The organism is Mesorhizobium sp. WSM4848, assembly GCF_055811375.1.
On record NZ_JBVVPX010000031.1, the window covers coordinates 25,100 to 50,145 of the forward strand.

The 25,046-nt window shown below is 64.5% G+C and carries 20 protein-coding genes and 1 pseudogene; 12 read left to right on the forward strand and 9 right to left on the reverse strand.

Annotation, left to right across the window (positions count from 1 at the left end):
- Positions 1-86: 86 nt before the first annotated feature.
- Entirely contained in the window at positions 87-2,483 is a 2,397-nt protein-coding gene (locus tag AC0L16_RS24460; RefSeq protein WP_473623789.1) for a glucan 1,4-alpha-glucosidase, read from the reverse strand.
- A 218-nt stretch (positions 2,484-2,701) separates the two neighbouring features.
- On the opposite strand from AC0L16_RS24460, the gene AC0L16_RS24465 reads away from it, so the two are divergent.
- Genes AC0L16_RS24465 through AC0L16_RS24480 form a run of 4 tightly spaced genes read left to right on the forward strand, consistent with a single transcriptional unit; the run spans position 2,702 to position 7,163 of the window.
- Positions 2,702-3,715, forward strand: coding sequence for a substrate-binding domain-containing protein (locus AC0L16_RS24465; protein ID WP_473623790.1), 1,014 nt, complete (start codon positions 2,702-2,704; stop codon positions 3,713-3,715).
- Positions 3,716-3,760: 45 nt separating this feature from the next.
- Positions 3,761-5,230: an ATP-binding cassette domain-containing protein gene (locus AC0L16_RS24470; protein ID WP_473623792.1), complete on the forward strand. Its 1,470-nt coding sequence runs from the start codon at positions 3,761-3,763 to the stop codon at positions 5,228-5,230.
- A gap of 1 nt (position 5,231) precedes the next feature.
- On the forward strand, positions 5,232-6,212 hold the full coding sequence (locus tag AC0L16_RS24475; RefSeq protein WP_473623793.1) for an ABC transporter permease: 981 nt from the start codon (positions 5,232-5,234) through the stop codon (positions 6,210-6,212).
- A gap of 3 nt (positions 6,213-6,215) precedes the next feature.
- Complete coding sequence (locus tag AC0L16_RS24480) at positions 6,216-7,163, forward strand: ABC transporter permease (RefSeq protein ID WP_473623794.1); 948 nt, start codon at positions 6,216-6,218, stop codon at positions 7,161-7,163.
- Positions 7,164-7,200: 37 nt separating this feature from the next.
- On the opposite strand, the gene AC0L16_RS24485 is transcribed toward AC0L16_RS24480, so the two are convergent.
- The 8 genes from AC0L16_RS24485 to AC0L16_RS24520 all read right to left on the reverse strand — a co-directional run bounded on the left by AC0L16_RS24485 (position 7,201) and on the right by AC0L16_RS24520 (position 15,050).
- Entirely contained in the window at positions 7,201-8,709 is a 1,509-nt protein-coding gene (locus AC0L16_RS24485) for an aldehyde dehydrogenase family protein (protein WP_473623796.1), read from the reverse strand.
- 160 nt (positions 8,710-8,869) lie between these two features.
- On the reverse strand, positions 8,870-9,214 hold the full coding sequence (locus AC0L16_RS24490) for a cupin domain-containing protein (protein ID WP_473623797.1): 345 nt from the start codon (positions 9,212-9,214) through the stop codon (positions 8,870-8,872).
- A gap of 24 nt (positions 9,215-9,238) precedes the next feature.
- Positions 9,239-9,589: a cupin domain-containing protein gene (locus tag AC0L16_RS24495; RefSeq protein WP_473623798.1), complete on the reverse strand. Its 351-nt coding sequence runs from the start codon at positions 9,587-9,589 to the stop codon at positions 9,239-9,241.
- A gap of 253 nt (positions 9,590-9,842) precedes the next feature.
- Positions 9,843-11,117: a nucleotide disphospho-sugar-binding domain-containing protein gene (locus tag AC0L16_RS24500; RefSeq protein ID WP_473623800.1), complete on the reverse strand. Its 1,275-nt coding sequence runs from the start codon at positions 11,115-11,117 to the stop codon at positions 9,843-9,845.
- Between the two features lie 17 nt (positions 11,118-11,134).
- Positions 11,135-12,208 (reverse strand): ABC transporter ATP-binding protein, encoded by a 1,074-nt coding sequence (locus AC0L16_RS24505; protein ID WP_473623801.1) that lies wholly within the window; start codon positions 12,206-12,208, stop codon positions 11,135-11,137.
- Positions 12,205-12,999 (reverse strand): ABC transporter permease, encoded by a 795-nt coding sequence (locus tag AC0L16_RS24510; protein ID WP_473623803.1) that lies wholly within the window; start codon positions 12,997-12,999, stop codon positions 12,205-12,207. The genes AC0L16_RS24505 and AC0L16_RS24510 overlap by 4 nt, the downstream gene beginning before the upstream one ends.
- Positions 12,992-13,834 (reverse strand): ABC transporter permease, encoded by an 843-nt coding sequence (locus AC0L16_RS24515; RefSeq protein WP_473623872.1) that lies wholly within the window; start codon positions 13,832-13,834, stop codon positions 12,992-12,994. The genes AC0L16_RS24510 and AC0L16_RS24515 overlap by 8 nt, the downstream gene beginning before the upstream one ends.
- 151 nt (positions 13,835-13,985) lie before the next feature.
- Positions 13,986-15,050, reverse strand: a complete 1,065-nt coding sequence (locus AC0L16_RS24520; protein ID WP_473623804.1) for a polyamine ABC transporter substrate-binding protein — start codon at positions 15,048-15,050, stop codon at positions 13,986-13,988.
- A gap of 239 nt (positions 15,051-15,289) precedes the next feature.
- Here AC0L16_RS24520 and AC0L16_RS24525 point away from each other — a divergent pair, with 239 nt between their 5' ends.
- The 8 genes and pseudogenes from AC0L16_RS24525 to AC0L16_RS24560 all read left to right on the forward strand — a co-directional run bounded on the left by AC0L16_RS24525 (position 15,290) and on the right by AC0L16_RS24560 (position 25,038).
- The gene (locus AC0L16_RS24525; RefSeq protein WP_473623805.1) at positions 15,290-16,228 is read left to right on the forward strand and encodes a GntR family transcriptional regulator; all 939 of its coding nucleotides are present in this window, start codon (positions 15,290-15,292) and stop codon (positions 16,226-16,228) included.
- An 8-nt stretch (positions 16,229-16,236) separates the two neighbouring features.
- Positions 16,237-17,517 carry a glycosyltransferase gene (locus AC0L16_RS24530; RefSeq protein WP_473623807.1) on the forward strand — a complete coding sequence of 427 codons (1,281 nt, stop codon included), beginning with the start codon at positions 16,237-16,239 and terminating at the stop codon, positions 17,515-17,517.
- Between the two features lie 37 nt (positions 17,518-17,554).
- A complete protein-coding gene (locus AC0L16_RS24535) occupies positions 17,555-18,907 on the forward strand; it encodes a glutamine synthetase family protein (RefSeq protein ID WP_473623809.1) in 1,353 nt (450 codons plus the stop codon).
- Positions 18,907-20,210, forward strand: a pseudogene (locus AC0L16_RS24540) (NAD(P)/FAD-dependent oxidoreductase). Before AC0L16_RS24535 ends, AC0L16_RS24540 begins: the two are co-directional and overlap by 1 nt.
- Before the next feature lie 164 nt (positions 20,211-20,374).
- Positions 20,375-21,406: a BMP family protein gene (locus AC0L16_RS24545; protein ID WP_473623810.1), complete on the forward strand. Its 1,032-nt coding sequence runs from the start codon at positions 20,375-20,377 to the stop codon at positions 21,404-21,406.
- 124 nt (positions 21,407-21,530) lie between these two features.
- Positions 21,531-23,042, forward strand: a complete 1,512-nt coding sequence (locus tag AC0L16_RS24550; RefSeq protein WP_473623812.1) for an ABC transporter ATP-binding protein — start codon at positions 21,531-21,533, stop codon at positions 23,040-23,042.
- Positions 23,042-24,097: an ABC transporter permease gene (locus AC0L16_RS24555; protein WP_473623813.1), complete on the forward strand. Its 1,056-nt coding sequence runs from the start codon at positions 23,042-23,044 to the stop codon at positions 24,095-24,097. Before AC0L16_RS24550 ends, AC0L16_RS24555 begins: the two co-directional genes overlap by 1 nt.
- Entirely contained in the window at positions 24,094-25,038 is a 945-nt protein-coding gene (locus AC0L16_RS24560) for an ABC transporter permease (RefSeq protein ID WP_473623815.1), read from the forward strand. Before AC0L16_RS24555 ends, AC0L16_RS24560 begins: the two co-directional genes overlap by 4 nt.
- Positions 25,039-25,046: the final 8 nt, after the last annotated feature.

The window sequence follows — 25,046 nt, forward strand, 5'->3', positions numbered from 1 at the left end:
CTATTGCTCTATCGTTGGAGCATGATCTTTTCCGAAAACCGGTTTCCACTTTTCGCTAACGCGGACCTTCGGTTCGGGATCATGCTCTAGTCCAGCTTGTCGATACCGATGGAAAAGTCGACCTTCTCCCAACGGCCGGCATCGGGCCAGAAAAAAGTAAAGACGATCATATTGCCAAGCGGGACATCGGCAACGGGCAGGTCCGTGAGGTGGATGCCGAAGGCATTCTCGGTCGTCTCCGCGTCATGGACGGTCGCCCAATCGTCGCTGCTCCAATGCACCACCGCCCGCGTCAGCAGTTCGACGCGCAGCAGCTTGCCGGCGGGAATGGCGCGGAGCTTGTGATTGAAGCGCCATGTCCGGCGCGGCGCCGCGGTCCTGTCCTCGATGTAGCGCTTCACGCCTTGCCGCGGCATGTCGAAGACGGCGCCGTCATTGAGCGAGCGCAGCAGCTTGATATGCTCCGAATGCGCCCAGACCAGCGGCATGGCGCTGCCCGACGGCCCGCCGTGCCGCAGTTCGTGTTCGGCCATGTCGGGACCATCCCAGACCTGCTCCGGCAGCAGGCCTCCGGGCCCGGCACAATCCTCCAGGGTCTTTAACAGGCTCGCTGCTTTGTCCTTGCGTCCCGCCGCCAGTTCGTAATGGGCGCGCTCGCCGACCAGCAGCGGCCAGGGCCGGCCCTGGCCGGTCCCGTCGAAGGGCGCGCCGTCGGCGTGCTCGCCATAGCCGTCGCTGGTATAGCGATACCAGACGGGCCCCTGCGGCAGGTCGCAGCGCAGCCGCGCATCGATGACCTTGACGGTGTCGACGATGCGCGGATCATCGGCGGCCCTGAGGCCGAAGCGGACAAGCGCCAGCGCATCCGGGCTGACGATCGCCTCGGCCGGCTGGTCGGTATCGCCGGGCGGCCGGTTCTTGATCGGCACATAGCCGTCTTTCGGCGACGCCGCACCGGCGGTGTCGGGCGGTGCGATGCGGACGTAGTAGCCCGCGACGCCGACCTCTTCACCGAGTGGAGTGCCGGCGACATAAGTCCAGCGCTCGATCTGGTCGTTCCAGACATCGGCGGTTTCACGCAAATAATTTGCCGGCTCTGCTTTGCCGCAAGTTTCGAACATGTCGGCCGCGGCGAGCAGGGCGGCGATTTCGACGGCGAGCGTGAACGGACTGTAGCCGGCATCCTCTTCCCAGCGGTCTTCGCCGGTGACGGGACCGTTGCGCACGACATAGGAAGCGGCGCGCTCGATCATCGGCATGAAGGAGAGCAACGCGGCGTCTGCCAGATGCCCAGCCCGGCGCAGCGCGTCTGCGAGCAGCAGCGGAAACGCGCATTCGTCCATCTGGATGCCCGGCCAATAGGCCGATCCGTCGAGCCAGGCGTTCTGCGGCCAATGCCCATCCGGCTGCTGGATCGAGCGGAGATAGGCGAGGATCTCAAGCGCTTGCGCCGGATCGCCGGCGGCGAGGAAGCCGCCCGCGGTTTCGACCAGGTCGCGCGGCCAGACCAGATGATAGCCGCCGATATCGTCGTCGCCCTTGCTGAAGCCCCACGGGATCGACAGGCTGGCGACGGCCGCGCCAGTGGATGAGCGATGCGTTGCCAGAACCGCCGTGCTGAGGCGATAGGTGTTGATCCCTCCTACATGCCGGTCCAGCGGCAGCAAACCAGCCTGCCATTTGCGCCATTTTTCGATAAAGGATTTGGCCGTGGGCTCAAAACCCCGCTTCAGACTGGCCGAGGCATTTTCCGCCGCCTCTTGCGGCGTCGCTCCGAAACCCAGCGCCAGCAACGCCTTCGGGTTCGCGGCCGAAAAGCCGATCTCGCCGGTCAGCGCGACATTGCCGTCCTCGGCCCTGCGGCAGGCCGGGTCGAGCCGGCCGTCACGACGGAGTTGCTGCCAGCCGTCGGAGACACCGACATAGCCGGCCGAGCATTCTCCCCAGGGCAGCGACGAGGCGAGCGCCAGGCAGACGCCACGTCCCGAGGCAAACAGGACAGGCCTTCCCTCGTGGTCGCCGACCCAGGCGGTGTTGGCCATGCCGGCGTTGACCAGATGTGGCGCCAGCAGCGCGTAGACGCGGTAGTCGGCAACCGTGCCTCTCAGCGGCGTGAAGCTGATTTCCTGCAGCAGAGCAGGACGTTCCGGGTCCGTAACGATGCGCTTTTCGATCCGGTAGGTGGCGGCGGTGTTGACCAGCCTGTAGGCGGGCACCCCATCCTCGAACGGCTCGACGCTGTGCACGGCATCGCGCTTTTCTTCCGAGAAATAGAAGCCGGGGCCGGTGACGACCAGTCCCATGTCTCGGGTGCAGGCGCTGTCGAGGCGGGGATAATAGACCTCGTTGAGGATGCCGTGGCTGATCGTGAACCTGACAGGGCAGGCCGGCGAAAGCGCCGTTCCGACGCCGCTCTTGGCGCTCGACGTCCAGCGCGCCGGAATTCCGGGTGCGCCCAGCGCATCAGTCGGCGTCCCTGCCATCTCGATTTTCGATCTCCTGCCCACCCCTAAACCAGGAGCCGCAGCCTTTTCAATCATTGCACCGCAAGTTGATCGTCAAACCGCCATCGATCGCTGTTGACAAGTGCGCCCATCTAAATTTGTCTGACAATATTGAAACAAGAGCAATATTGAAACGAGGGACGTCAAAACAGTCACCAGCAGCCAACAACGACCAGCAATCCATGGGAGGATAACAGATGAAGAAGCTACTCGTCTTGAGCGCCCTTGCGGCGATGTTCGCGTCAGGCACCGCGTTTGCCGACACCAGCGACAAGAAGATCGCCTTTTCCAACAATTATGCCGGCAATTCGTGGCGGCAGGCGATGCTCGACAGCTATGCCATCGTCACCAAGAAGGCGGTCGCCGACGGGGTGGTCGCCGCCGCGGACATCTTCACGACGGCCGACAAGGAAGTGCCGACCCAAGCAGCCCAGGTTCAGAACCTGATCCTGCAAGGCTATGACGCCATCGTCATCAACGCCGCCTCGCCGGACGCGCTCAACGGCGCCGTCAAGCAGGCCTGCGATGCCGGCATCGTCGTCGTCTCCTTCGACGGCATCGTCACCGAGCCCTGCGCCTACCGCGTCGTCGTCGACTTCAAGGACATGGGCAGGCAGGAAGTCGAGCAGATGGCCAAGTTCCATCCCGAGGGCGGCAATCTGCTGGAAATCCGCGGCCTTGCCGGCACGTCGATCGACGACGCCATCCACGCCGGGATTCTGGAGGGCGTCGCCGCCCACCCCGAGTTCAAGATCGTCGGTTCGGTGACCGGCGACTGGGACCAGACCACAGCGCAGAAGGCGGTCGCGACGATACTGCCGTCGCTGCCGGAAATCGTCGGCGTCGTCGATCAGGGCGGCGACGGCTATGGCGCGGCACAGGCCTTCGCCGCCGCCGGCAAACCGCGCCCGACCATCATCATGGGCAACCGCCAGGACGAATTGCAGTGGTGGAAGGAACAGAAGGACAAGGACGGCTACCAGACTTGGTCGGCGTCGATTGCGCCGGGCGTGTCGTCGCTGGCCTTCTGGGTGGCGCAGCAGGTGCTCGACGGCCGCACCGATGTGCCGCATGACCTGTTGGTGCCATACCTCGCCTTCACCCAGGATAATTTCGAGGCCGAACTGCCCAACATCCCCAAGGGCGGCGTCGCCAGCCACGAATACACGCAGGAAGACGCCATCGCGGCGATCAAAGCCAACATCAAGTGAGCTTGGCACGTTGCCAGCTGCATCGCCAACCGGATATCGCTAGGGATGCCTAGGGGTGACGCGGACATTGTCAGGCTGGACGGCGCCGAAATACATTTCGGCGCCGTTCGGGCGCTTGCCGGCGTCAATTTCCACGTCGGCGCCGGCGAATGCGTCGGTCTCGTCGGCCACAATGGCGCGGGCAAGTCGACGCTCATGCATATGGTGGCGGGCACGCTCGTGCCCGACAGCGGTCGGATCGCCGTGCGTGGCGGCATCGAGGATAATTATTCGGTGCCGCGCGCCCAACAACTCGGCATACGCTGCGTGTTCCAGGAACTGTCGCTGTGCCCGAACCTCAGCGTTGCCGAGAACACCCGAATCAACCACCCGGCACTGCGCGGTTTCGGGTGGCGGCGCAAGGCGGCCGATCTTATCGCGGCCAAGCTCGACGAGATATTCCCGGGCCACAGCATCTCCGCCGCCGATATCGCCAGCGACCTCTCCATCGGCAGGCGGCAGATGGTCGAGGTGGCGCGCGCCTTCACGGTGACGCAGGATCCGCTCGAGCTGGTCATCCTCGACGAGCCGACATCCTCGCTCGATGCGCACACGGCCGGCCAGCTGCTGGCCTTCGTCCGGCGCTTTGTCGCCGCGGGCAAGAGCTGCATCCTGATTTCGCATGTTCTGGGCGAGGTGCTCGGGAATGCCGACCGCATCGTGGTGATGCGCGACGGCAAGGTCGTCGCGTCGGATGCGGCTAAGGCTTTCGATCGCGACAGGCTGGTGACCACCATGGGTGGAGCGGCAGCGCGTGAGAAGATCGCGGCCGAAATCGCCACCCAAAAGCCGGAGACCGGGTCGCTGCGGGTTCGGGCCCGCCCGGCGCGGCAACAGGACGGCAACGAGCTTGTGGCGCATGCCGGCGAGATCATCGGCCTTGCCGGGCTTGCCGGCCACGGCCAGACCGACCTGCTGCTGGCGATCTTCGCAGCCGCTGCGCGCGCCAAGACCGGCATCGTGGTCACCGCGCCGGTAGCGCTGGTGGCCGGCGACCGCCAGTCTGACGGGATCTTTCCGCAATGGTCGATTGCGCAAAACATCGGCATCCGCTCGCTGGCGCGATTGCGCAACGGTCTGCTGATCTCGCCGCGGCGCGAAGCCGAACTCGCAACCTTCTGGCAAAGCAAAATCGGCATCCGCACCCCTGACATGAACAACAACATTTTCTCGCTGTCCGGCGGCAACCAGCAGAAGGTCCTGTTTGCCCGGGCGCTCGGTTCCGACGCCAAGATCGTGCTGATGGACGACCCGATGCGCGGCGTCGACATCGGCACCAAGCTCGAAGTCTACGACCTCGTGCGCGAAGAGGCCGGCCGCGGCCGCACCTTCCTCTGGTACACCACGGAAACCGAAGAGCTCGACAATTGCCATCACATCTATGTCTTCAAGAACGGCCGGATCGTCGCCAAGCTTGGTCGCGACGAGCTGACCGAGGAAAAGATCATTCAGTCCTCGTTCGGCGACGCGGCCTGAGATGACGGCGGCACCCATCGAGACCGGTCCCAGGAGTTCCTCCGAGCGAGGCGCGCTGGCGCGGGCGCGCCTGCTCCGCGGGCTGCTGCCTGCGATGTCGCTGGTGCTGGTGCTGCTGGCGATTGCCTGGCTCAACCCGCGCGCCATCAGCTATTTCGGCTTCAGTCTGATGCTCAATTTGGCGGTCCCGATCGCCCTGGCGACGATCGCGCAGATGTTCGTCATCGCCGGCAACGAGTTGGACCTGTCGATTGGCACGTTCGTTGGCTTCGTCGGCTGCGTCACGGCGACGTGGCTGAAGGAGGCGCCATTGGTCGGTGTCTTGATCCTGCTCGGGTCGATCGGCGTCTATGCGCTGCTCGGCGCGCTGATCCATCTGCGCAACCTGCCTTCAATCGTGGTGACGCTCGGCATGAGTTTTGTCTGGCAGGGTCTGGCCATCCTTATCCTGCCGAAGCCCGGCGGCAAGGCACCGGACTGGCTACTGTCGCTGATGGCCTTCAAGCCGCCTCTCATCCCCTTCCCGATCATTGCGGCGCTGCTGATTGCCGCGGTCGTCCATTTCGGGCTGATGCGCACCTCGTATGGTGTGATCCTGCGCGGCTCGGGCGGCAATGCCGCGGCCCTCAGCCGTGCCGGCTGGTCGCTGCTCAAGACCAAGGTCGTGCTGTTCGCATTGACCGGCCTGTTCGGCGTTTTGTCCGGCATGGCCCTGATCGGCATCACCACCTCGGCCGATGCCAATATCGGCAAGGGCTATACGCTGCTGTCGATCGCCGGCGTCATCCTCGGCGGCGGCGAATTCGTCGGCGGCCGGGTATCGCCGATCGGCGCGGTGATCGGCGCGCTGACGCTGGCGCTTGCCGCGTCGCCGCTGCTGACCTTCATGCACATCCCGCCCGATTGGCAGGTGGCCGCCAACGGCGCCATCCTCATCATCGTGCTGGCGGCTCGGGTGCTGATCAGCCGCAGGGAGAGATGAGCGATGGCATCTTTGCGATTGCTGCTCGCCAAACCCTGGATCTGGTCCTTCATCGGCGCGCTGCTGGTGTGGCTGGCGACGATCACCTTCACCGGCGGATATGGCGGCGGCGGCATGATCACGGCAGCACTTTCGCTCGCCGTCTTCACCGTCATCGTCGGTGTCGGCCAGATGTTCGTCATCACGCTCGGACCGGGCAATGTCGACCTGTCGCTGCCGGCCAATATTGGCCTCGCCAGCGCCGTCGCCATGAAGGTGATGGACGGCAACGATTCGATGATCGCCGTCGGGCTGCTGGCGGCGCTGGCCTGCGGCATGGCGATCGGCGCCGCCAATTATCTCTTGATCTGGGCGCTGCGCATTCCGCCGATCATCGCCACGCTGTCGGCGAGCTTCATCATCCAGTCGATCGACATCAGCTATGGCCGCGGCTTGCAGATCAAGCCGCCGCCGGGCTTCGCCAGTTTCACCAACTGGCAGATTCTTGGCATTCCGGTGCTGGCGATCCTCACCGTGCTGTTCACCATCGGTGCTGCGATCGCGCTGCAGCGCATGATCTATGGTCGCTCGGTGCTGGCGATCGGCCAGAACATCCGCGCCGCGTGGCTGGCCGGCGTCAATGTCGGCCGCATCCGCTTCCTCACCTACTCCCTGTCGGGCGCGCTCGGCGGCCTCGACGGGGCGCTGCTCGCCGGCTATTTCCGCGGCGCCAATGTCGATATCGGCAATGAGTACCTGCTGGCCTCTATCGCCGTCGTCGTCATCGGCGGCACGTCGGTGGCCGGCGGCAAGGCCAATGTGCCGGGCGTCTGGGGCGCGGCCCTGTTCCTGGTGCTGCTCTTGACCATGCTCAACACGTTCGGCGTCAGCGCCGGCGTCCGGCTGTTGCTGACCGGACTGATCATCGTCGGCGTCATCACCGCCGCTGGTGGGCAGAAAGCGCTGCGCTAAAGTGGCGGCCCTTTGGCGGCGCTGACCCTGTGTCACCTCATACGTGCTTGCGGCCGCCGGCTTCGCGGAACCAGCTGTCGGGATAAGGATACCACCAGTCCTGGATCGCCGGCTTGTGATCGATGATCACCATCTTGGAGCGGCGGAAGGCATCCAGCCCCTGGCGTCCCAACTCGCGGCCGAGGCCCGACGCCTTCCAGCCGCCGAACGGCAGTGCGTCATTGTCGATCAGAGGATTGTTGACCCAGACCATGCCGGCTTCAAGCCGCTCCGCAGCCTCATGCGCCTCGGCGAGATCAGTGGTGAACACCGAGGCGCCGAGCCCGAACGGGCTGTCATTGGCAAGTGCTATCGCCTCGTCGAAATCCTTGACCCGGCAGATCGCGGCGACCGGTCCGAAACATTCTTCGCGCACGATCGCCATGTCGGGGGTGACGCCGGTCAGGATCGTCGGCTCGTAGAACCAGCCGACATTGTGCGCCGGCGGAATACGCCCGCCGGTAATCGCCTTGGCGCCGCTGCGGATCGCATCGTCGACCAGCCGCATGACTTTCGCCCGCGCCGCCTCGCTGACCAGCGGTCCGATCTCGGTCTTGTCGAGGCCGTTGCCGATGCGCAGCGCCCGTGTCTTCTGCGCAAACAGCTCGACAAAGCGGTCATGAACGGCATCGACGACGAAAAAGCGTTCGGCCGAGGTGCAGACCTGGCCGGTGAGATGGAAGGCGGCGGTGACGCTGCCGGCGGCCGCCACGTCGAGCGGGGCGTGTCGGCTGATGATCAGCGGATCGCTGCCGCCGGCCTCGATGACGCAAGGCTTCATGCGCTCGGCGCAGGCCACGGCGACTGCCTTGCCGGCGGCGACCGAACCGGTGAAGGCAACCGCATGGGTGCGGTCGGAGGCGATCAAAGCCTGCGCCGTGGCCGCCGTGCCGGGCAGGCAGGAAACCAGGCCCTCAGGCAGGGAGCGGAACACGGTCATGTAGTCCAGCGTCGACAATGTCGTCGCTTCGGCCGGCTTGATCACACAGGCATTGCCGGCGGCAAGCGAGGCGGCAACGGTCCAGCACATCAACAGGATCGGGAAATTGTAGGGCATGATGTGCACCGACGTGCCGTAGGGCTCGTAGCGCGCATACTGGAACGATCCGGCCTGCGTCGTGCCGGCGATCTTGCCGGCGTCGTCGCGCGCCATTTCGGCGTAGTAGCGGAAGATCGGTGCGCAATTGGCGATCTCGCCGATTGCTTCCGGATAGGGCTTGCCCATCTCGCGCACCATCAGTTCGGCGCAGCGCGTGAAGTCGGCCGCCTCGATGGCGTTGGCGACAGCATGCAGATGCCTGGCGCGGCTCTTGGCGTCGAGCTTTTTCCAGGCAGCTTGCGCCCTGGCCGCAGCGGTGAGCACGGCGTCGATCGCGCCGTCGGCTGCAGCCGCGATCGCGCCGACAGTTTCCAGCGTCGCCGGATCGACTACCGGGTTTGCCGCACCGGTCATCGGTCGATAATCCGGATTGACGAAGAAGGCCGGCCGGTCAGGTGAAAAGTCCATTCTGTCCTCTCGTGTGTGCAGAGCCTTTTTGAGAATTCGCCCTGCCGAGACAGATGGCGTGGTTCGAGAACCGAAGCGGAGCGGACGTTGGAGTCGGTGAGCATCGGAAGCGGAGAAAACCGCGTCAGGTGTCCGGCAGGGCTAGAATAATCGAGAAGGCTCAGCGGATCATGTAGACCTTCTTGACGGTCTCGTGGATGGTGCAGACGCCCTTCCAGTTCTGCGGAAAGAACGCCGCCGTGTCCGGTTCGATCTCGATGACTTCGCCGGATTCGTGGACATAGGTGCAGCGGCCCTCGAGGAAATGGCAAAATTCGTCGCGTGTGACGTGGCAGTGCCATTTGCCCGGCGTGCAGACCCACAGCCCACATTCCGAGCGGCCTTCAGGTCCCTTGTGCAGCAATTTGCCGGAGGTGCGGGAGTCTCCCTCGATCATGGTGGGGATGACGCCCCAATCGACCAGGTCGGTGAGGGCAAGCGGCGATTTCATGATTGGCGTCGGCATGTCGTGAAGCTCCAATGGCCGGCTTCAAGCCAGCATGTAGATGTTGCGAATGGTCTCGTGGACGGTGCATTCGCCCGCCCAGCCGGCCGGGAACATGACCACCGTGGCAGCGGAGACTTCTATCACCTCGCCGTCGTCCGATTGGTAGGTCGCGCGGCCGGCAACGAAATGGCACAGTTCGTCGCGCGGGATCGCCAGCCGCCAGCGGCCGGGGGTGCAGACCCAGATGCCGGATTCCGGCTGGTTGTTCGGCCCCTTGTGGACGAGCCTGCCGGTGGAGTGCGAAGCAGCTTCCAGCGCATTCGGCTGCGCGCCCCAGTCGACGAGGTCGGTGCGGGTGGAGGCTTGGCGGAGATGCGGCGCGGAGGAGATCATGCGGGAGTTCCGCTGGTGCGACGCTCATTTTCGATAGGTCCTCGCTCTACGGCGCCCCCCTCTGTCCTGCCGGACATCTCCCCCACGAGGGGGGAGATGGGCAGCTCCGGCGACGGCATTCTTCTTGCGACCTTTGTGATTGGCGAAATCAGTGATGACGGCCAATCTCCCCCCAAGTGGGGGAGATGCCAAGTTTTGGCAAAGAGGGCAGGACAGAGGGGGGCGCCTTGGCTCGGCATGTCGAGCATCGCACTCACAGCAGTTTCTCCAGCAGCCCCGCCGCCTTCTCCGGGCCGTTCTGCGCCTGCATCTGCGCCGACGTCTTGGCCAGCTTGGTCTTGATCGCCGGGTCGGTCAGGCAGGTTTCGATCTTGGCGATCAGCTCGGCATCGCTCCAGTCGTAGCGCGGCATGCCGAAGCCGTGGCCGGTCTCCTCGACCCGGGTCGCGTTGTCGTGGCCATCCCAGACATAGGGCATGATGATCGCCGGCTTGCCGAAGTAGAGACACTCGGTGAACGAGTTGTTGCCGCCATGGTGGATCACCGCATCGACCTGCGGGATCACCGAGGGCTGCGGAAACCAGCTCTCGACGATGACGTTGCCCGGTACCTGCGCGTATTGGTCCTTGTAGCCGCCGACATTGACCAGCGCCCGGTAGCGCGTCTTAGCCAGCGTCGCGATGATGCGCTTCAGCAGGTCGACATCGCCGGCGCCAAGGCTGCCGAACGAAACGTAGAGCAGCGGCCCGTCATTGTTCTCAGCAAAGGTCGGCACGGTATAGGGCTTCTCCTGCCGCACGCAGCCTTCCAGATACTGGAATTTTGCCGGGTCGAGCGGATGGCGGCGCTTGAACTTTGCCGCCTCGGGATAAAGCAGCAGGTTGAGGTAGGGCGAGGCCTCGAAGAACTGGCCGATCGGATACGGCGCTTCGTTGTTCGCTTTCAAAAACGCATTGAAATCGTCATGAATCGGCTTGATGACGGCGTTGAAATGATCGCGGTAGCGCTGATGGCAGGCGTGGTCGTTCTCGCCGCAGCCGGACAGATGCGGCGGGATGTCCTCGTCCTCGATCTCGTTCTCCGAGCAGGAGATGACGCGCACCCACGGCTTGCCATACTGCTTGATCGCCGGGAACAGGATGACGTTGTCGACGCAGATGATTTCGGGCTTGATCGTCGCCAGCACGCTGGGCAGGTCCTTCTCAGCCCATTTGGCGCTGTCGACGATCGCCGTCCAGCAGTCCTTCACGTAGTTGTCGACCTGGTCGTAGGGCGATTTGCGAAAATTCGGGATGTGGCCGTTAATGAAGTCTTCCCAAAACTTGGCCATCTGCTCGGGCGGCATCGGCTCGGACAGGTTCACCGGATGCGCCTCGAAGCCGTAGCCCTTGTAGACGTCGACGAAGCCGGGGTCCGACAGGAACACCGCTCTGTGGCCGCGCGCCTCGACCGCCTGGGCGATGCCGACGGAATTGAGCGCCGGGCCGTAGGCTGCTTCCGGAAAAAACGCGATCGTCTTCTGCGCCATGAAAGGTTCTCCTTCAATCAATCTGCGAAAATTCTGACGTCGGCGGCATCCCAGCCGAGCTCGACCGCATCGCCCGACGCGACCGGGCGGCGGTCGGCGGCGTCGGCGGTGACGCGCACCAGGAACAGCTTTGGCGACAGAGCGGTGCGGACATGCAGCTGCAGGTCGAGCCCGTGATAAGCGAGCGCCTCGACGGTGCCGGCGATCCGGTTGGCTGTCTCTGGCGAGGGGAAAAGCCGGATGCGTTCGGGCCGCACCGAAGCGACCGCCGCTGCTCCGGGCGAAAGTGTTGCGGGAACCGTTCCGGCGATCCGCGCGCCGTTGGCCGCCATCACCCCGCCGGCGGCGGCTTTACCGGGCACGAAATTCATGACGCCGATGAAGTCGGCGACGAAACGATCGGCCGGATGCTCGTAGACCGCATGCGGCGTGTCGCATTGCAGTAGTTTGCCGTCCCTGAGCACGGCCATGCGATCGGCCATGACAAGCGATTCTTCCTGGTCATGGGTGACGATGACGAAGGTGATGCCGACCTCGTGCTGCAGGCGCTTCAGCTCCAGCTGCATGGCGCCGCGCAACTTCTTGTCGAGCGCGCCGAGCGGCTCGTCGAGCAGCAGCAGCCGGGGCCGCTTGACCAACGCCCGGGCAAGCGCGACGCGCTGTTTCTGGCCGCCCGACAATTGCTCCGGCTTGCGGTCGGTGAAGGCGACGAGCTCGGTCGTCGCCAGGATGGCATCGACGCGGGAACGGATTTCCTTCGCCGGCAAGCGTTCCATTTCAAGGCCGTAGGAGACATTGGCCCTGACGCTCATATGCGGAAACAGCGCGTAGGACTGAAACATCAGGTTGACTGGCCGCCTGTTGGGCGGGGTTTTGGCGATGTCGCGGCCGTCGAGCAGGATGCGCCCCTCATTGGGCGTCTCGAAACCGGCCAGCATGCGCAGCAGCGTGGTCTTGCCGCAGCCAGAAGGTCCAAGCAAGGCGAAGAACTCGTTCTCGCGGATATCGAGCGAGATGCCGTCGACGGCGGTTACCCGGCCAAAATTCTTCGACACCTGGTGGATCGCCAGCAGCGTGCGGGGCTCGCTCATTGGCCGACGACTCCGCGGTTGAGCCGCTGCGACAGGGTCAGCGCGGTGATTGAGACCGCCATGACGATGCTCGCCAATGCATTGATCTCCGGCGTGATGCCGAAGCGGATCATCGAATAGATCTGCATCGGCAGCGTGGTCGAGGCGCGCCCGGCGCCGGCGGTGAAGAACGCGATGATGAACTCGTCGACCGAAAGGGTGAAGGCGAGCAGCGCGCCGGCGACGACCGCCGGCAGGATGACCGGCAATGTCACCCGCCTGAAGGTGGTGACGGCCGAGGCGCCGAGATCGGCGGAGGCCTCGACGATCGACCAGTCGAAACTCTTCAGCCGCGCGCGCACCACCGAGCAGACGAAGGCGAGGTTGAAGACGACATGGGCGAGGATGATCGTGTGCAGGCCCAGGGTGAAATCGAGCATGGAAAAGAAGCTGAGCAGCGCGACCGCCAGCACGATGTCGGGAATGATCATCGGCGCAAAGATCAGCGCCTCAAGGCCGCTTCCATACTGCCGGCGCATTTCGACGCCGATCGCCAGCAAGGTGCCAAGCAGCGTGGCGATGGCTGTCGAGACCAGCGCCACGATCAGCGTGTTGAGGGCGGCGGAAAGGATCGCGGCGTTTCCGGCGAGCGAGGCATACCATTTCAGCGAAAAGCCCGACCACACGGTCGGCAGCCCGCCCTGGTTGAACGACAGCGCCACCAGCACGGCGATCGGAATGTAGAGGAAGGCGAAGACCAGCGTCAGCACGAGCCAGAGCGTGCGCCGTGTGGCGGGGGAGCGCTCAGTCATCGGCGCCTCCCTTCGCTTCGGCGATACGGCCCGCGGCGCGATCGGCGGCCAAGGCCTGCGCCGTCAGCACCAGCAGCATGATGACGATCAGCGCCATTGCCAGCGCTGCGCCGAACGGCCAGTCATTGGCGGTCAGAAACTGGTCGTAGACGAGATTGCCGATCATCTGGAAGCGGCCGCCGCCGAGCAGTGCCGGCGTGACGAAATTGCCGATCGACAGCACGAAGACGAACACCGCCCCGGCGGCGATGCCCGGCAACGTCAGCGGCAGGATGACCCGGCGAAATGTGGTCATGGCCGAAGCGCCGAGATCGCGCGAGGCCTCGGCCAGCTCCGGATTGAGTCGCGACAGCGGCGCGTAGCAGGCGAGGATGACGAAAGGCAGGTAATTGTAGACCAGGCCGGCGATGACGGCGCCCTCGGTATAGAGCATCGACGGCGGCTCGCCGGTGTAGCCGAACCAGCGCAAGAGCTGGGTGATCAGGCCTTCACGGTTGAGCAGCACGATCCAGGCGTAGGTGCGGATCAGGTAGTTGGACCAGAACGGCAATACGGCGAAGAACAGGAATACCGGCTGCAGCCGGCGCGGTGCCGCCGCGATCGCATAGGCGGCGGCATAGCCGATCACCACGGCGATCAGGGTTGCCGTGCCGGCGATGCGCGCCGAATTGAGGAAGATGCCGGCGTAGAGCGGGTCGAAGACCAGCCCGAAATTCTCCAGTGTGAAGCTGTATTCGATGCCGCCATAGATGCCGCGCCGGAAGAAGGCGAGCGCCAGTACAAGCGCGCATGGCACCACCATCAAGGCAGTGAGCCAGGCCAGTGCCGGCGCCATCAGCAAGGAGGAGCGGGAAGGGACGAAAGATCTCATTGAGGAGTACCCCCCCTCTGGCCTGCCGGCCATCTCCCCCTCAAGGGGGGAGATTAGCTGCCCCGACGTCCTGCTCACCCTCAAGCTTGCTTCCCGGAACCGAAATGCCACGCAGTTACTGCGCCGCCTTGATCTCGCTGACGATCTTCGAATAGTCGCGCTGGGCGTCGCCGACATCGCGCAACTGCTCGAACTTGACCAGCTCGGCCACAGGCATGGCCATATTGGGGAATTTGGCGAGGAAATCCGCAGGCAGGCTTTCCATAGCCGGCTTGTTCGGCACCTTGTAGTCGATGTTCTGGGCCGCCCAGGCGTGGTTCTTGGCGTCCAGCATGAAGTTGATGAACTTGAAGGCAGCGTCCTTGTTGGCCGATGCCTTCATCACCACCATCGTGTCGACCCACAGGTCCGAGCCTTCCTTGGGTATGGTGTATTTAATCTGCGGATTTTCGGCGATGCCGTAATTGCACCAGCCATCCCATGCCTGCACCATCAGCGCCTCGCCCGAGACCAGCTTCGAATAGAAGGTGGTGTCGTCATAGGCGAGCAAGGTCTTCTTCGCCGAGATCAGCAGGTCCTTGACCTCGGCGAGCTTGGCCGGGTCGGTCTCGTTGACCGAGTAGCCCTTGGCGAGCTGGCCGGCGGCAAGCAGCCAGCGGTCGGTTGCCAGCATTGTGGTCTTGCCCTTGAGTGCATCGGACGGGGCGAGAAGATCGTTCCAGCTGGCCGGCTCGGCCTTGACCAGGTCCGAGCGGTAGCAGAGGCCGGTGGTGCCCCAGGTGTAAGGCACGGAAAAATTGTTGCCGACGTCGTGCGACAGCTTCGCCGCCTCGGGATAGAGATTGGCGAGGTTGGGGACCTTGGCGTGGTCGATCGTCTCGATCAGGCCGAGCTTGTTCAGCACTTCGGCGAAGGGCGAGGAAACGAAGACCACGTCATAGCCCTTGCCGCCCGAAGCGACGAGCTTGCCCATGATCTCCTCATTGGTTGCGTGAACGACAACCTCGCCGGAAACGCCGGTCGCTGTTTTGAAGGCGGCCATGGCATCCGGCGCCATGTAGCCGTCCCAGTTGGAAATGACGAGGTCGGCGGCGGCCGCCGGCGCCGACAGGACCATGGCGAGGCCCAGCGCGATCGCGGATGTTTTTAACGAACGGTGCCGCAGGGTGGTGGCGGTCATGACAGACTCCCATTCTGGTTGATCGTCGAATTCAATCAATCGTCGGACCAGCGCTTGCAGATCATGCCGCCGCTTCGATCCTGTTCCCCGGTCTTTTTTGTTGCCGATTGACGTCACAGTACTATTGCAGAAAAAAGTACGTCAATCCATAATTTGCCAGATCGCTGCGAAATCGCCGATTGTGTCTACAAGGGCGATCGGTCAAACCGCAGCGGTCAAGCCCGTTCACGAGAATCACCATGCAAGCCGTTGCCAGACGACCACGTACCAACCATCTCGATCTCGCTCAGCGCATTCTCGATGTGGCCCGGCAACGCGGCTTCGAGGCTGGCGCTCATCTCCCGGAACAGCAGATCGCTTCTCTCTGCAACGTCTCGCGGACCCCGGTGCGGGCTGCGTTGCGCCTGCTCACCGAAAAAGGCGTGGTGCGCTGGGAAGCTGAATCCGGCTATCGGCTGGCCGTCGACCTCACTAACCAGGCGACCGTTGCCGCCGACCTGCCGAGCGCCGAAGAGGACGAACTCGCGGAGATGATCCTGCGCGACCGGTCGGCGCGCCGGCTGGATCAGACGGTGACCATCGGCGCGCTGATGCGGCGGTATGATACCGAGCGGAAGACGGTACTAAAAGCTCTAAAGAAACTGACAGATGAAAATCTTCTGGACCGCGCACCGGGACAGGCCTGGCTGTTCAGGCGGGCGCCTGACGATCCAGAGGCACAAGGAGAAAGCTACGAGTTCCGCCTGCTGCTCGAACCCGCCGCCATTCTGGCGCCTGGCTTTCGGCTGGACGGGACCCGCGCGGCAGCCTTGCGCCAAGGCATGGAAACGCTGCTGGCGCTGCCCGACGCCGCGTTCGATATCAAAGAGTTCCAGCGGCTGGACATCGACCTTCACGGCCTGATCGCCGATGGCGCCGGCAACCGCTTTGTCACCGACGCGCTGTCCGACCATCTCAGGCTGCGCCGGCTGCCGGGGACCTATGCCGGCGTCAACGTCTTCCGGCTGAAGCAATCGCTGCGTGAGCACCTGACCATACTCGACCAGTTGGAAAGCCGGCAGTACGAGGTTGCAGCCGATCTGCTTCGCGTCCACCTGCGGTTGTCCCGCAGCCAGCGTCCGCAGGCGGCCAGCCGCGGGGCCCCCGCATTGTTCGGCATGATCAGCCGGCCGGAATAACGAGGAACATGCGCAAAGCCAGCCCGACCATCGCGCTGTTTCCCGAAGCGAGCTTCGGCGCCGCGCTCAATTGCGTCGGCATCGCACAGGCCTTGCGCGCTCGTGGCGTCCGGCCGGTGTTCATCTGCCACGCCGGCTTTTCCGGCGTGTTTGCCGACTATGGTTTTCAGGAATACCAGTTGCCGACCGACCAGCCGCTGACCGACAGCGAACGCCAGAGCTATTGGCAGGCTTTCGTGCGCCGGCATCTGCCGCATTTCAAGCTGAGCCCGATCGATCAGCTCGAAACCTACGTCGCCCCGACCTGGGAAGCGATCGTCGATACAGCGGTCAATGCCGAGGCGCCGCTGCGCCAGTTGCTGGCCAGGCTGAAGCCGGATGCCGTGGTGCTCGACAACGTCATCATGTTTCCGGCGCTGGCTGCCGCCGGCTGCCCCTGGGTGCGCGTCGTCTCCTGCGCCGAGACCGAGCTGCCCGACGCCGATGTACCGCCCTATCTGTCCGGGCTCGCCGCTGACGACCCCAGTCGCGCGGCCTTCGAGGCGCGCTACCTGGCAGCGGTCGCTCCGGCCCATGATCGGTTCAACCGGCTCCGGACCGACGCCGGCCTTGCGCCCTTGCCGAAGGGGCTTTTTCTCGAAGCTTCGCCCGATCTCAATCTGCTGCTGACCCCAACCATCGTGCGCAGGCAGCGCGCCGAGCCGCTCGACCCGGCCCGCTTCGTCTATCTCGAAGGCTGCGTCCGTTCGGAAGGGCCGTTCGACATGCCGGTCTTTCCACGCAATGACGGGCCGCTGGTCTATCTCAGCTTCGGCAGCCTGGGCGCGATGGATGTCGGCCTGATCGAGCGCATGCTCGCCGTGTTCGACCGGCTTCCGGCCCGCTTCATCGTCAATGTCGGCGGTCTGCGCGACAGCTATCGCGCGGTTCCGGACAATGTCTATCTCGACGCCTGGTTTCCGCAGCCGACGGTCATCGCGAAATCCGATCTCTTCATCCATCACGGCGGCAACAACAGCTTTTGCGAAGCGCTGCGTTTCGGCGTGCCGTCGCTGATCATGCCCTACTGCTGGGACGGGCATGACAATGCGCGACGCGCCGAGGAAACCGGCGTCGGACGCCACATCAGCCGCGACGGCTGGAGCGACGACGAACTGGAAAACGCCATCCTTGGCCTAATGGCCGATGGCGAGATGCGCTTTCGTCTCAAAGAGAATGCAGCCACCATGGCACGGGCGCCGGGAACGGACGCCGCCGCCGAAGCCATTCTCGCCCTCGTAAGGACGTGACCTGATGCTCAACACAACGACAACGGATGCACCGCAAATGACCCCGACGGACGATCCGAAGGGATGGCTGGAGCAGCAGGGGATCAGGGAAGTCGAGTGCCTGGTGCCGGACGTGAACGGCGTGTTGCGCGGCAAAACCTTGCCGACGGCCAAGTTCCTGAAGTCGCTCGAAGACCGCGCGCTCTACCTGCCGAGCAGCGCCTTCCTGGTCTGCATAGACGGCCGCTATTCCGGTTCCAACGACGAGGGCTTCGGCTATCAGGACCCCGACATGCGGATTGTGCCGGATGTCGCGACGCTCTGCCTTGCACCCGGTGCCGGAGCAGGGAAAGCCTATGTCTTCGCCGATGCGTTTCACCTGGACGACCGGCCGTGGATGGCCTCGCCGCGTCATGTTTTGAGGACCGTGCTCGATCTCTATCGCCAGCGCGGCTGGCGGGCGGTAGTCGCGCCGGAGCTCGAATTCTACCTGACCGCGCCCAATCCCGATCCCGATCGGCCGCTGATCGCGCCGGTCGGGCGCAATGGCCGCTCCGAAACCGTGCAGCATCCCTATGACATGGCGGCGTTGGAGGAGTTCGAGCCGGTGATCCGGCTCCTCTACGACTATGCCGCCGCGGCCGAGCTGCCGCTCGACACCTTGATCCACGAATCGGGCACGGCGCAGCTCGAGATCAATTTCCTGCATGGCGACGCGCTGCCGCTGGCCGACAAGGTGCTGCTGTTCAAGCGGTTGACGCGCCAGGCCGCGCAGGAAGGTGGCATGCATGCGACCTTCATGGCCAAGCCGATTGCCGCGCAAGCCGGCAGCTCGATGCATCTCCACATGTCGGTCATCGACGAGGCCGAGAATACGCTGTTTGCCGGGCGTGACGATGCCGACACCGCAATGTTCGGGCATTTCATTGGCGGCCTGCAGAAATACATTCCCGAGGTGATGCCGCTGTTTGCGCCGAACGTGAATTCGTTCCGCCGCATCCGGCCGAACCACAGCGCCCCCGCCAACATCGAGTGGTCGCATGACAATCGCTCCTGCGGCCTGCGCGTGCCGGCCGGCGGGCGGGCCGCGCGGCGGGTGGAAAACCGGCTGCCCGGCGCCGATGCCAACCCCTATCTGGCGATGGCCGGCTCGCTGCTCTGTGGCTATCTCGGCGTCGAGGAAAAGCTCTCGCGTTCGCCCGAGGCTTCGGGCAACGCCTATCGCAGCAAGAGCACGCTGCCGAAAACCATGGAGGAGGCGCTCGACCGTTTCGCCGCCTGCAGTCCGGTTCGGGACTTGCTCGGCGAGGATTTCGTCCAGACCTATCTGCGCGTCAAGAGCGTCGAGCTCGACCTGTTCCAGAGCGTCGTCACCAGCTGGGAACGCGATCATCTGCTGCTCAAGGTATGATGATGGGCTTTAATTCTGGGGGCTTCAACTCCGGCCTGGATATCGGCAAATCCTATTATGTCGCGACGGCCAGTCCGGCTCCGGATCATCCGGCGTTGCAAGGCGACGTCGACGCCGATCTGGTGGTGGTCGGCGGCGGCTGCACCGGCCTGTCAGCAGCCCTTCATGCCGCCGAGCGCGGGCTGAAGGTGGTTCTCCTCGAAGGCGGCAAGATCGGCTGGGGGGCGTCGGGGCGCAATGGCGGCCAGATCATTCCCGGCCTGCGCAAGGGCGCCAAGGGCCTGGTCAAGCTTTATGGGCCCGAACGGGCGCGGGCGCTTTTCGGTCTCGCCCTTGAGGCGCGCGGGCTGGTGCTCGACCTGATCGAGCGCCATGCCATCGATTGCGACCTCCGGCTCACCGGCCATCTGGCCGGTGCGGTCAACGGCTCCGATCTGCGCGATCTCGAAGAAGAGGTCGAGTGCCTTGCCTCCGTGATGAACTTTCATGACGTCGAGATGCTGTCGGCGGCGCAGGCGCGCGCAATGGTGAACACGCCCTATCACGGCGCGATGTACGAGAGCTCGGCGGCCACATGCATCCGCTGAACTATACGCTGGGTCTTGCCCGCGCGGCAGCAGCGGCGGGCGTCACCATCCACGAAAATTCGGTGGCGCTGCGGCTGGAGCGGGAGCCCTCCATCAGGGTTTCGACGGCCAAGGGCTCGGTCCGGGCCAGGCATGTCGTGCTGGCCGGCGACGCCCTGCTTCAGGGGCTCGAACCGCGCGTCAACAGCCGCATCATGCCGGTCGGCAACTACATCATCGCCACCGGGCCGCTGGACGACACCAGCGACGTCATTCCAAGCGATGTCGCCGTCTCCGACACACGCTTCGTCGTCAACTACTACCGGCTGTCGGCGGACGGCCGCCTGCTGTTCGGCGGCGGCGAGCGCTACACGCCGTCGCCGCCCGCAGACATTGCCAGCTTCGTGCGGCCGCATATGGAGAAAACTTTTCCGCAATTGCGCGGCCGCCGCATCGATCATGCCTGGGGCGGGCTGGTCTCGGTGACGACATCGCGCCTGCCGGATGTCGGCCACTATGGCGAGGTCTATTTTGCGCATGGCTATTCCGGCAAGGGCGTGATCCTGTCGACGCTGTCGGGAAAGCTGCTTGCCGAGGCGATCACCGGCGATGCGTCGCGGCTCGATCTGTTTTCGACGCTGAGGCCGATGCCGTTTCCCGGCGGTACCGCCCTGCGCGGCCCGCTCTATGTGCTCGGCATGCTCTGGTACGCCATGCGCGATCGCATCAAGCATTGAGGAAAGCGATCCCCTGCCGCCGTGGTTTGCGACGGAGGGCGGTCGGCCGCAGCTTTCGACAAATTTGACCATGTGGACAAAGGTCGGACGCCGATCCATAGTTCCCTTGCCTGATATTCAAAGAAACTGCCGGCTCGACACGGCGTCAATCAGAGGGGCATGCAATGGAAAACAGGAAGAGCAAAATCCAATCGAAACGCGAAGGGCTTTCGCGACGCAATTTGCTGGAACTAAGCGCGCTTGGCCTGGCTGCAGCCATGCTGCCGGGCAGTGCCTTGGCGCAGGACAAGAAGCTGAAGGTGGCCGCGATCTTCGCCACGCCGACCGAGGAGCCATGGGTCCACCAGATCCATGTCGCCCTGCAGAGGGCCGAGAAGGAACTCGGCATCGAGTACAAATGGTCGGAGAAGGTGCAGACGGCCGATTTCAGCCGTGTGATGCGCGAATATGCGCAAGGCGGCTATGAGCTGGTGCTGGGCGATGCGTTCGCTGCCGAACGCGAATCCCGCCGCACCGCCAAGCAATTTCCGAAGGTCGCCTTTCTGTTCGGCTCCGGCGCCGGGCCGGCCGAGCCGAATTTCGCTGTCTTCGACAATTGGATCCACGAGCCCGCCTATCTCTCCGGCCTGATCGCCGGAAAGATGTCGAAATCAGGCATGATCGGCGCCGTTGCGGCGATGGGCATTCCGGAAGTGAACCGGCTGGTCAATGCCTTCTTTGCCGGCGCCCGCGAGGTCAATCCTGACATCAAGAGGAAGGTCGCTTTCATCGGCTCTTTCTTCGACCCGCCAAAGGCCAAGGAAGCGGCTATCGCCCAGATCGACGCCGGCGTCGACGTGATCTATGCCGAACGTTTCGGCGTCATCGAAGCGGCGGTCGAGGGGAAGATCCTCGCCATCTCCAACATGTCCGACCAGTCCAACCTCGGCCCGGACACGGTGATCACCGGCCCGGTCTGGGACATGTATCCGACGGTCGAGCATGCGATCAAACTGGTCAAGGCCGGTGTCTTCACCGCGCAGGATTATGGCGATTTCTCGCGCATGGCCAAGGGCGGCTCCTTTCTGGCGCCCTATCACAAATTCGACAAGACGCTGCCCGCCGACGTCAAGGAGCTGGTCGAGAAGAAGAAGGCCGAAATCCTCGACGGCAATTTCCGCGTCAACGTCGACGAGGACACGCCGGTTTCGGATTGAGTGCTGTCTCTTGGGGTCTGGCGCTTGTCGCCCCCTCTGGCCTGCCGGCCAGAGGGGGGTGCAGCGCTTCCCGTCGATCAAAGTTGAATCGTAGAGTCAATTCCGATCAGGAGCACCCTCGCCTTTGCCCGCCCCTCTCATCGAAATGCGCGGCATCTCCAAGAGCTTCGGCGCCGTCGTGGCGAACGAGGCCGTCGATCTTAGCGTGGCACAAGGCGAGATTCTCGGGCTGCTCGGTGAAAATGGCGCCGGCAAGACGACGCTGATGAACGTGTTGTTTGGCGCCTATGCGCCCGACGCCGGCGAGATCCTGGTTCAGGGCCGGCCGGTGACGATCAACAGCTCGGCCGATGCGCTCGCCGCCGGCATTGGCATGGTGCACCAGCATTTTCACTTGGCGCCGCGGCTGTCGGTGCTGGAAAACCTGCTGATCGGCATTCCCGGCAAATCGGGCCGGATCGACCGCGCCGGCGGGCTGGCGCGACTGGCGGAGATCGGCCGCCAGCACGGGCTCACGCTCGATCCGGACCGTCCCGTCTCGGCGCTTTCGATCGGCGAGCAGCAGCGGCTCGAAATCGTCAAGGCGCTGTTTCGCGGTGCAAGGCTGCTGATCCTCGACGAGCCGACGGCGGTGCTGGCGCCGACAGAGGTCGACGGGCTGTTTGCGGCGCTGCGATCGATGGCGGCCCAGGGTCTCGGCATCATATTCATCTCGCACAAGCTCAACGAGGTCAGGGCGTTCACCCATCGCTGCGTGGTGCTGCGGCATGGCCGTGTGACCGGGCGCGTCGACGCCCCCGCAAGCACCACCTCATCGGAGATGGCGCGGCTGATGTGCGGCCACGAGATCGTTCCGCCGGCCAGGGGACCGTCGACGCCGGGTGCCGCGGTGCTGACCCTGGACGGCATCTCGACGTCGCGGCATTCCGGCATGGCGCTCGCCGATGTCTCGCTTTTTGTCCGCGCGGGCGAGATCCTCGGCATTGCCGGTGTTTCGGGCAATGGCCAGCGGGCGCTTGCCGAGGTGATCTCCGGCACTCGCGCGCCCGATGCCGGGCGGATGACGATAGCCGGCAAAGCTGTCTCGCGGTTCTCGCCGCGCGAGGTGCAGGCGCTCGGTCTCGGTCGCATTCCGGAAGACCGCATGACGACGGGACTGGTCACCAATCTGCCGCTGGCGGATTCGATGGTGCTGCCGCGCATCGGCACCGGGGCGTTCAGCCGCAACGGCCTGCTCAGGCCAGACGCGATCCGCGCCTTCGCCGAGGCGCAGATCAAGGCCTATGACATACGCTGCCCCGGGCCGATGACGCGGGCCGGAGCGCTGTCCGGCGGCAATCTGCAAAAGGCGCTGCTGGCGCGCGAGCTCGCCTTCGATCCGAAGGTGCTGATCGTGTCGCAGCCGACGCGCGGCCTCGACATTGGTGCGGCGCGCTTCATCCACGAAAAGTTCCTCGACATGCGCGCCAGGGGCTGCGGCATCGTCGTCATCGGCGAAGATCTTGAAGAGCTGCTGATGCTCTGCGACCGTATTGCGGTGATGTATGAGGGGCGCATTGTCGGAACGCTGGACAGCGCCGACGCCACGATCGCGCGGCTCGGACTGATGATGACCGGGGCGGAGGGCCATAGTTGATGTTCCGCCTCGAAGCCCGCACCTCAACGCCCGCCTGGTTCAACCTGGCTCTGCCGTTGCTGGCCATCGGCGCGACATTGGTGCTGTGCAGCGGCCTCATCGCGCTGGCCGGTGCCGGGGTGATCGAGGCTTATGGCGTGATGTTCTCGGCGTCGCTGGGCGACAGCTACGCGATCACCGAAACGCTGGTGCGCGCAACACCGATGATCTTCACCGGCCTTGCCGTGGCGGTCGCCTTCCGTGCCAAATTCTGGAACATCGGCGCCGAGGGGCAGTTGCTTGCCGGTGCGGTGGCGAGCTGCGCCGTCGGCGCCATCCCGATGCCGGGGCCGCTTGCCATGCTGCTGATGGCGCTCGCCGGCGCCGCCGCCGGCGCTGCGGTCGCCCTGATCCCGGCGACGCTGCGGGTGAAATTCAAAGTCGATGATGTCGTTAGTTCACTGCTGCTCAACTCGGTCATCTTCTACGCGTTGATGGCGCTGATCGAAGGCCCTTGGAAAGACAGTTTCAGCGGCTACCCGATCTCTCCGCCGATCGAGGATTCAGCCAATTTCCCGGTTCTGCTCGAAGGCACGCGGCTGCATCTCGGCGTCGTGGCGGCTTTCGTGGCCGCGCCGGTCATCTGGTTCCTGATTGCGCGCACGACGCTCGGCTTCAGGATCAGGGTCATCGGCGAAAATCCCGAGGCCGGGCGCTATGGCGGCATCCATGTCGAACGGGTGCTGATCTCGACGGCGCTGCTGTCCGGCGGGCTCGCCGGGCTTGCTGGCGTCAGCGAGGTCGGCGGCGTCCATTTCCAGGTGATGAGCGACATCTCGCCGGGCTATGGCTATTCCGGCATCGTCGTCGCCATGCTGGCGAGGCTCAACCCGCTTGGCGTGATGCCGGCGGCGCTGTTCCTCGCCGCCGTCATGACCGGCGCCGAGGCGATGTCGCGGGCGACCGGCGTTCCGGCCTTTCTCAGCGACGTCATCCAGGGAACCGCGCTGCTCGCCATGCTGGTGGCGCTGCTGTTCACGGCCTATCGCATCCGCCGCGTCGGAGCCGCACGATGAGCGTCGTGCTCGAACAGATTTTTCAGGTCGGCTTCCTGGCCGCGATCATCCGCATCGCCACGCCTTTGGCTTTCGCGACGCTGGGCGAGATGTTCTCCGAGCGGGCCGGCGTGCTCAATCTCGGCATCGAAGGCATCATGCTGTTGTCGGCGATGACGGGTTTCACCGCGACCAGCTTCAGCGGCAGCCTGTGGCTCGGCGTGCTTGCTGCGGTTGTCGCCGGTGCGCTGATGGGTGGCGTGCATGCGCTGTTCACGGTGGCTCTCGGCCTCAGCCAACATGTCTGCGGCATCGGCGTGACGCTGTTCTCGTCGGGCCTCGCCTATTTCCTTTACCGGCTGATCTTCGGCCAGCAATCGGTGCCGCCCAGCATCAAGAGTTTCGAAACGCTGCCGATCCCTGTTCTCTCCGACATCCCGGTGCTCGGACCAGCGGTGTTCAACCAGTTTTCGCTGGTTTACATGGCAATGCTAGCCGTTCCCCTGGCCGCCTTCGTGCTCTACCGGACGCCGTGGGGCCTGTCGGTGCGCATGGTCGGCGAAAATCCGCGCGCCGCCGACTCGGCCGGCGTCAGCGTCATCGCCACGCGCTTCCAGGCGGTGATCCTTGGCGGCGCGCTGATGGGGCTGGCCGGGGCTTTCCTGTCGATGGTGCAGTTCAACGCCTTCACCTTCGGCCTTGTCTCCGGGCGCGGCTGGGTGGCGATCGCGCTGGTCGTCTTCGGCCGCTGGGATCCCTGGCGTTCGGCGGGGGCGGCCCTGCTGTTCGCCTTCGTCGATGCCTTGCAACTGCGCATGCAGGCGAGCGGGCTCGGCCATATTCCCTACGAGGCGTTCCTGATGCTGCCCTTCATCTTTACAATCGTCGCCATGGCGGTGATGTCGCGCAACGCGGTCGCGCCTTCGGCGCTGCTCAAGCCGTTCCGCCGGGAAGAGCGCTGACAGGCTGG

What these genes read in the sequence shown, in the direction of transcription:
- AC0L16_RS24460 (WP_473623789.1), bottom strand. Translation starts at nt 2,483, where the DNA reads ATGGCAGGGACGCCGACTGATGCGCTGGGCGCACCCGGAATTCCGGCG.
- AC0L16_RS24465 (WP_473623790.1), top strand. Translation starts at nt 2,702, where the DNA reads ATGAAGAAGCTACTCGTCTTGAGCGCCCTTGCGGCGATGTTCGCGTCA.
- AC0L16_RS24470 (WP_473623792.1), top strand. Translation starts at nt 3,761, where the DNA reads ATGCCTAGGGGTGACGCGGACATTGTCAGGCTGGACGGCGCCGAAATA.
- AC0L16_RS24475 (WP_473623793.1), top strand. Translation starts at nt 5,232, where the DNA reads ATGACGGCGGCACCCATCGAGACCGGTCCCAGGAGTTCCTCCGAGCGA.
- AC0L16_RS24480 (WP_473623794.1), top strand. Translation starts at nt 6,216, where the DNA reads ATGGCATCTTTGCGATTGCTGCTCGCCAAACCCTGGATCTGGTCCTTC.
- AC0L16_RS24485 (WP_473623796.1), bottom strand. Translation starts at nt 8,709, where the DNA reads ATGGACTTTTCACCTGACCGGCCGGCCTTCTTCGTCAATCCGGATTAT.
- AC0L16_RS24490 (WP_473623797.1), bottom strand. Translation starts at nt 9,214, where the DNA reads ATGCCGACGCCAATCATGAAATCGCCGCTTGCCCTCACCGACCTGGTC.
- AC0L16_RS24495 (WP_473623798.1), bottom strand. Translation starts at nt 9,589, where the DNA reads ATGATCTCCTCCGCGCCGCATCTCCGCCAAGCCTCCACCCGCACCGAC.
- AC0L16_RS24500 (WP_473623800.1), bottom strand. Translation starts at nt 11,117, where the DNA reads ATGGCGCAGAAGACGATCGCGTTTTTTCCGGAAGCAGCCTACGGCCCG.
- AC0L16_RS24505 (WP_473623801.1), bottom strand. Translation starts at nt 12,208, where the DNA reads ATGAGCGAGCCCCGCACGCTGCTGGCGATCCACCAGGTGTCGAAGAAT.
- AC0L16_RS24510 (WP_473623803.1), bottom strand. Translation starts at nt 12,999, where the DNA reads ATGACTGAGCGCTCCCCCGCCACACGGCGCACGCTCTGGCTCGTGCTG.
- AC0L16_RS24515 (WP_473623872.1), bottom strand. Translation starts at nt 13,834, where the DNA reads ATGGCGCCGGCACTGGCCTGGCTCACTGCCTTGATGGTGGTGCCATGC.
- AC0L16_RS24520 (WP_473623804.1), bottom strand. Translation starts at nt 15,050, where the DNA reads ATGACCGCCACCACCCTGCGGCACCGTTCGTTAAAAACATCCGCGATC.
- AC0L16_RS24525 (WP_473623805.1), top strand. Translation starts at nt 15,290, where the DNA reads ATGCAAGCCGTTGCCAGACGACCACGTACCAACCATCTCGATCTCGCT.
- AC0L16_RS24530 (WP_473623807.1), top strand. Translation starts at nt 16,237, where the DNA reads ATGCGCAAAGCCAGCCCGACCATCGCGCTGTTTCCCGAAGCGAGCTTC.
- AC0L16_RS24535 (WP_473623809.1), top strand. Translation starts at nt 17,555, where the DNA reads ATGACCCCGACGGACGATCCGAAGGGATGGCTGGAGCAGCAGGGGATC.
- AC0L16_RS24545 (WP_473623810.1), top strand. Translation starts at nt 20,375, where the DNA reads ATGGAAAACAGGAAGAGCAAAATCCAATCGAAACGCGAAGGGCTTTCG.
- AC0L16_RS24555 (WP_473623813.1), top strand. Translation starts at nt 23,042, where the DNA reads ATGTTCCGCCTCGAAGCCCGCACCTCAACGCCCGCCTGGTTCAACCTG.
- AC0L16_RS24560 (WP_473623815.1), top strand. Translation starts at nt 24,094, where the DNA reads ATGAGCGTCGTGCTCGAACAGATTTTTCAGGTCGGCTTCCTGGCCGCG.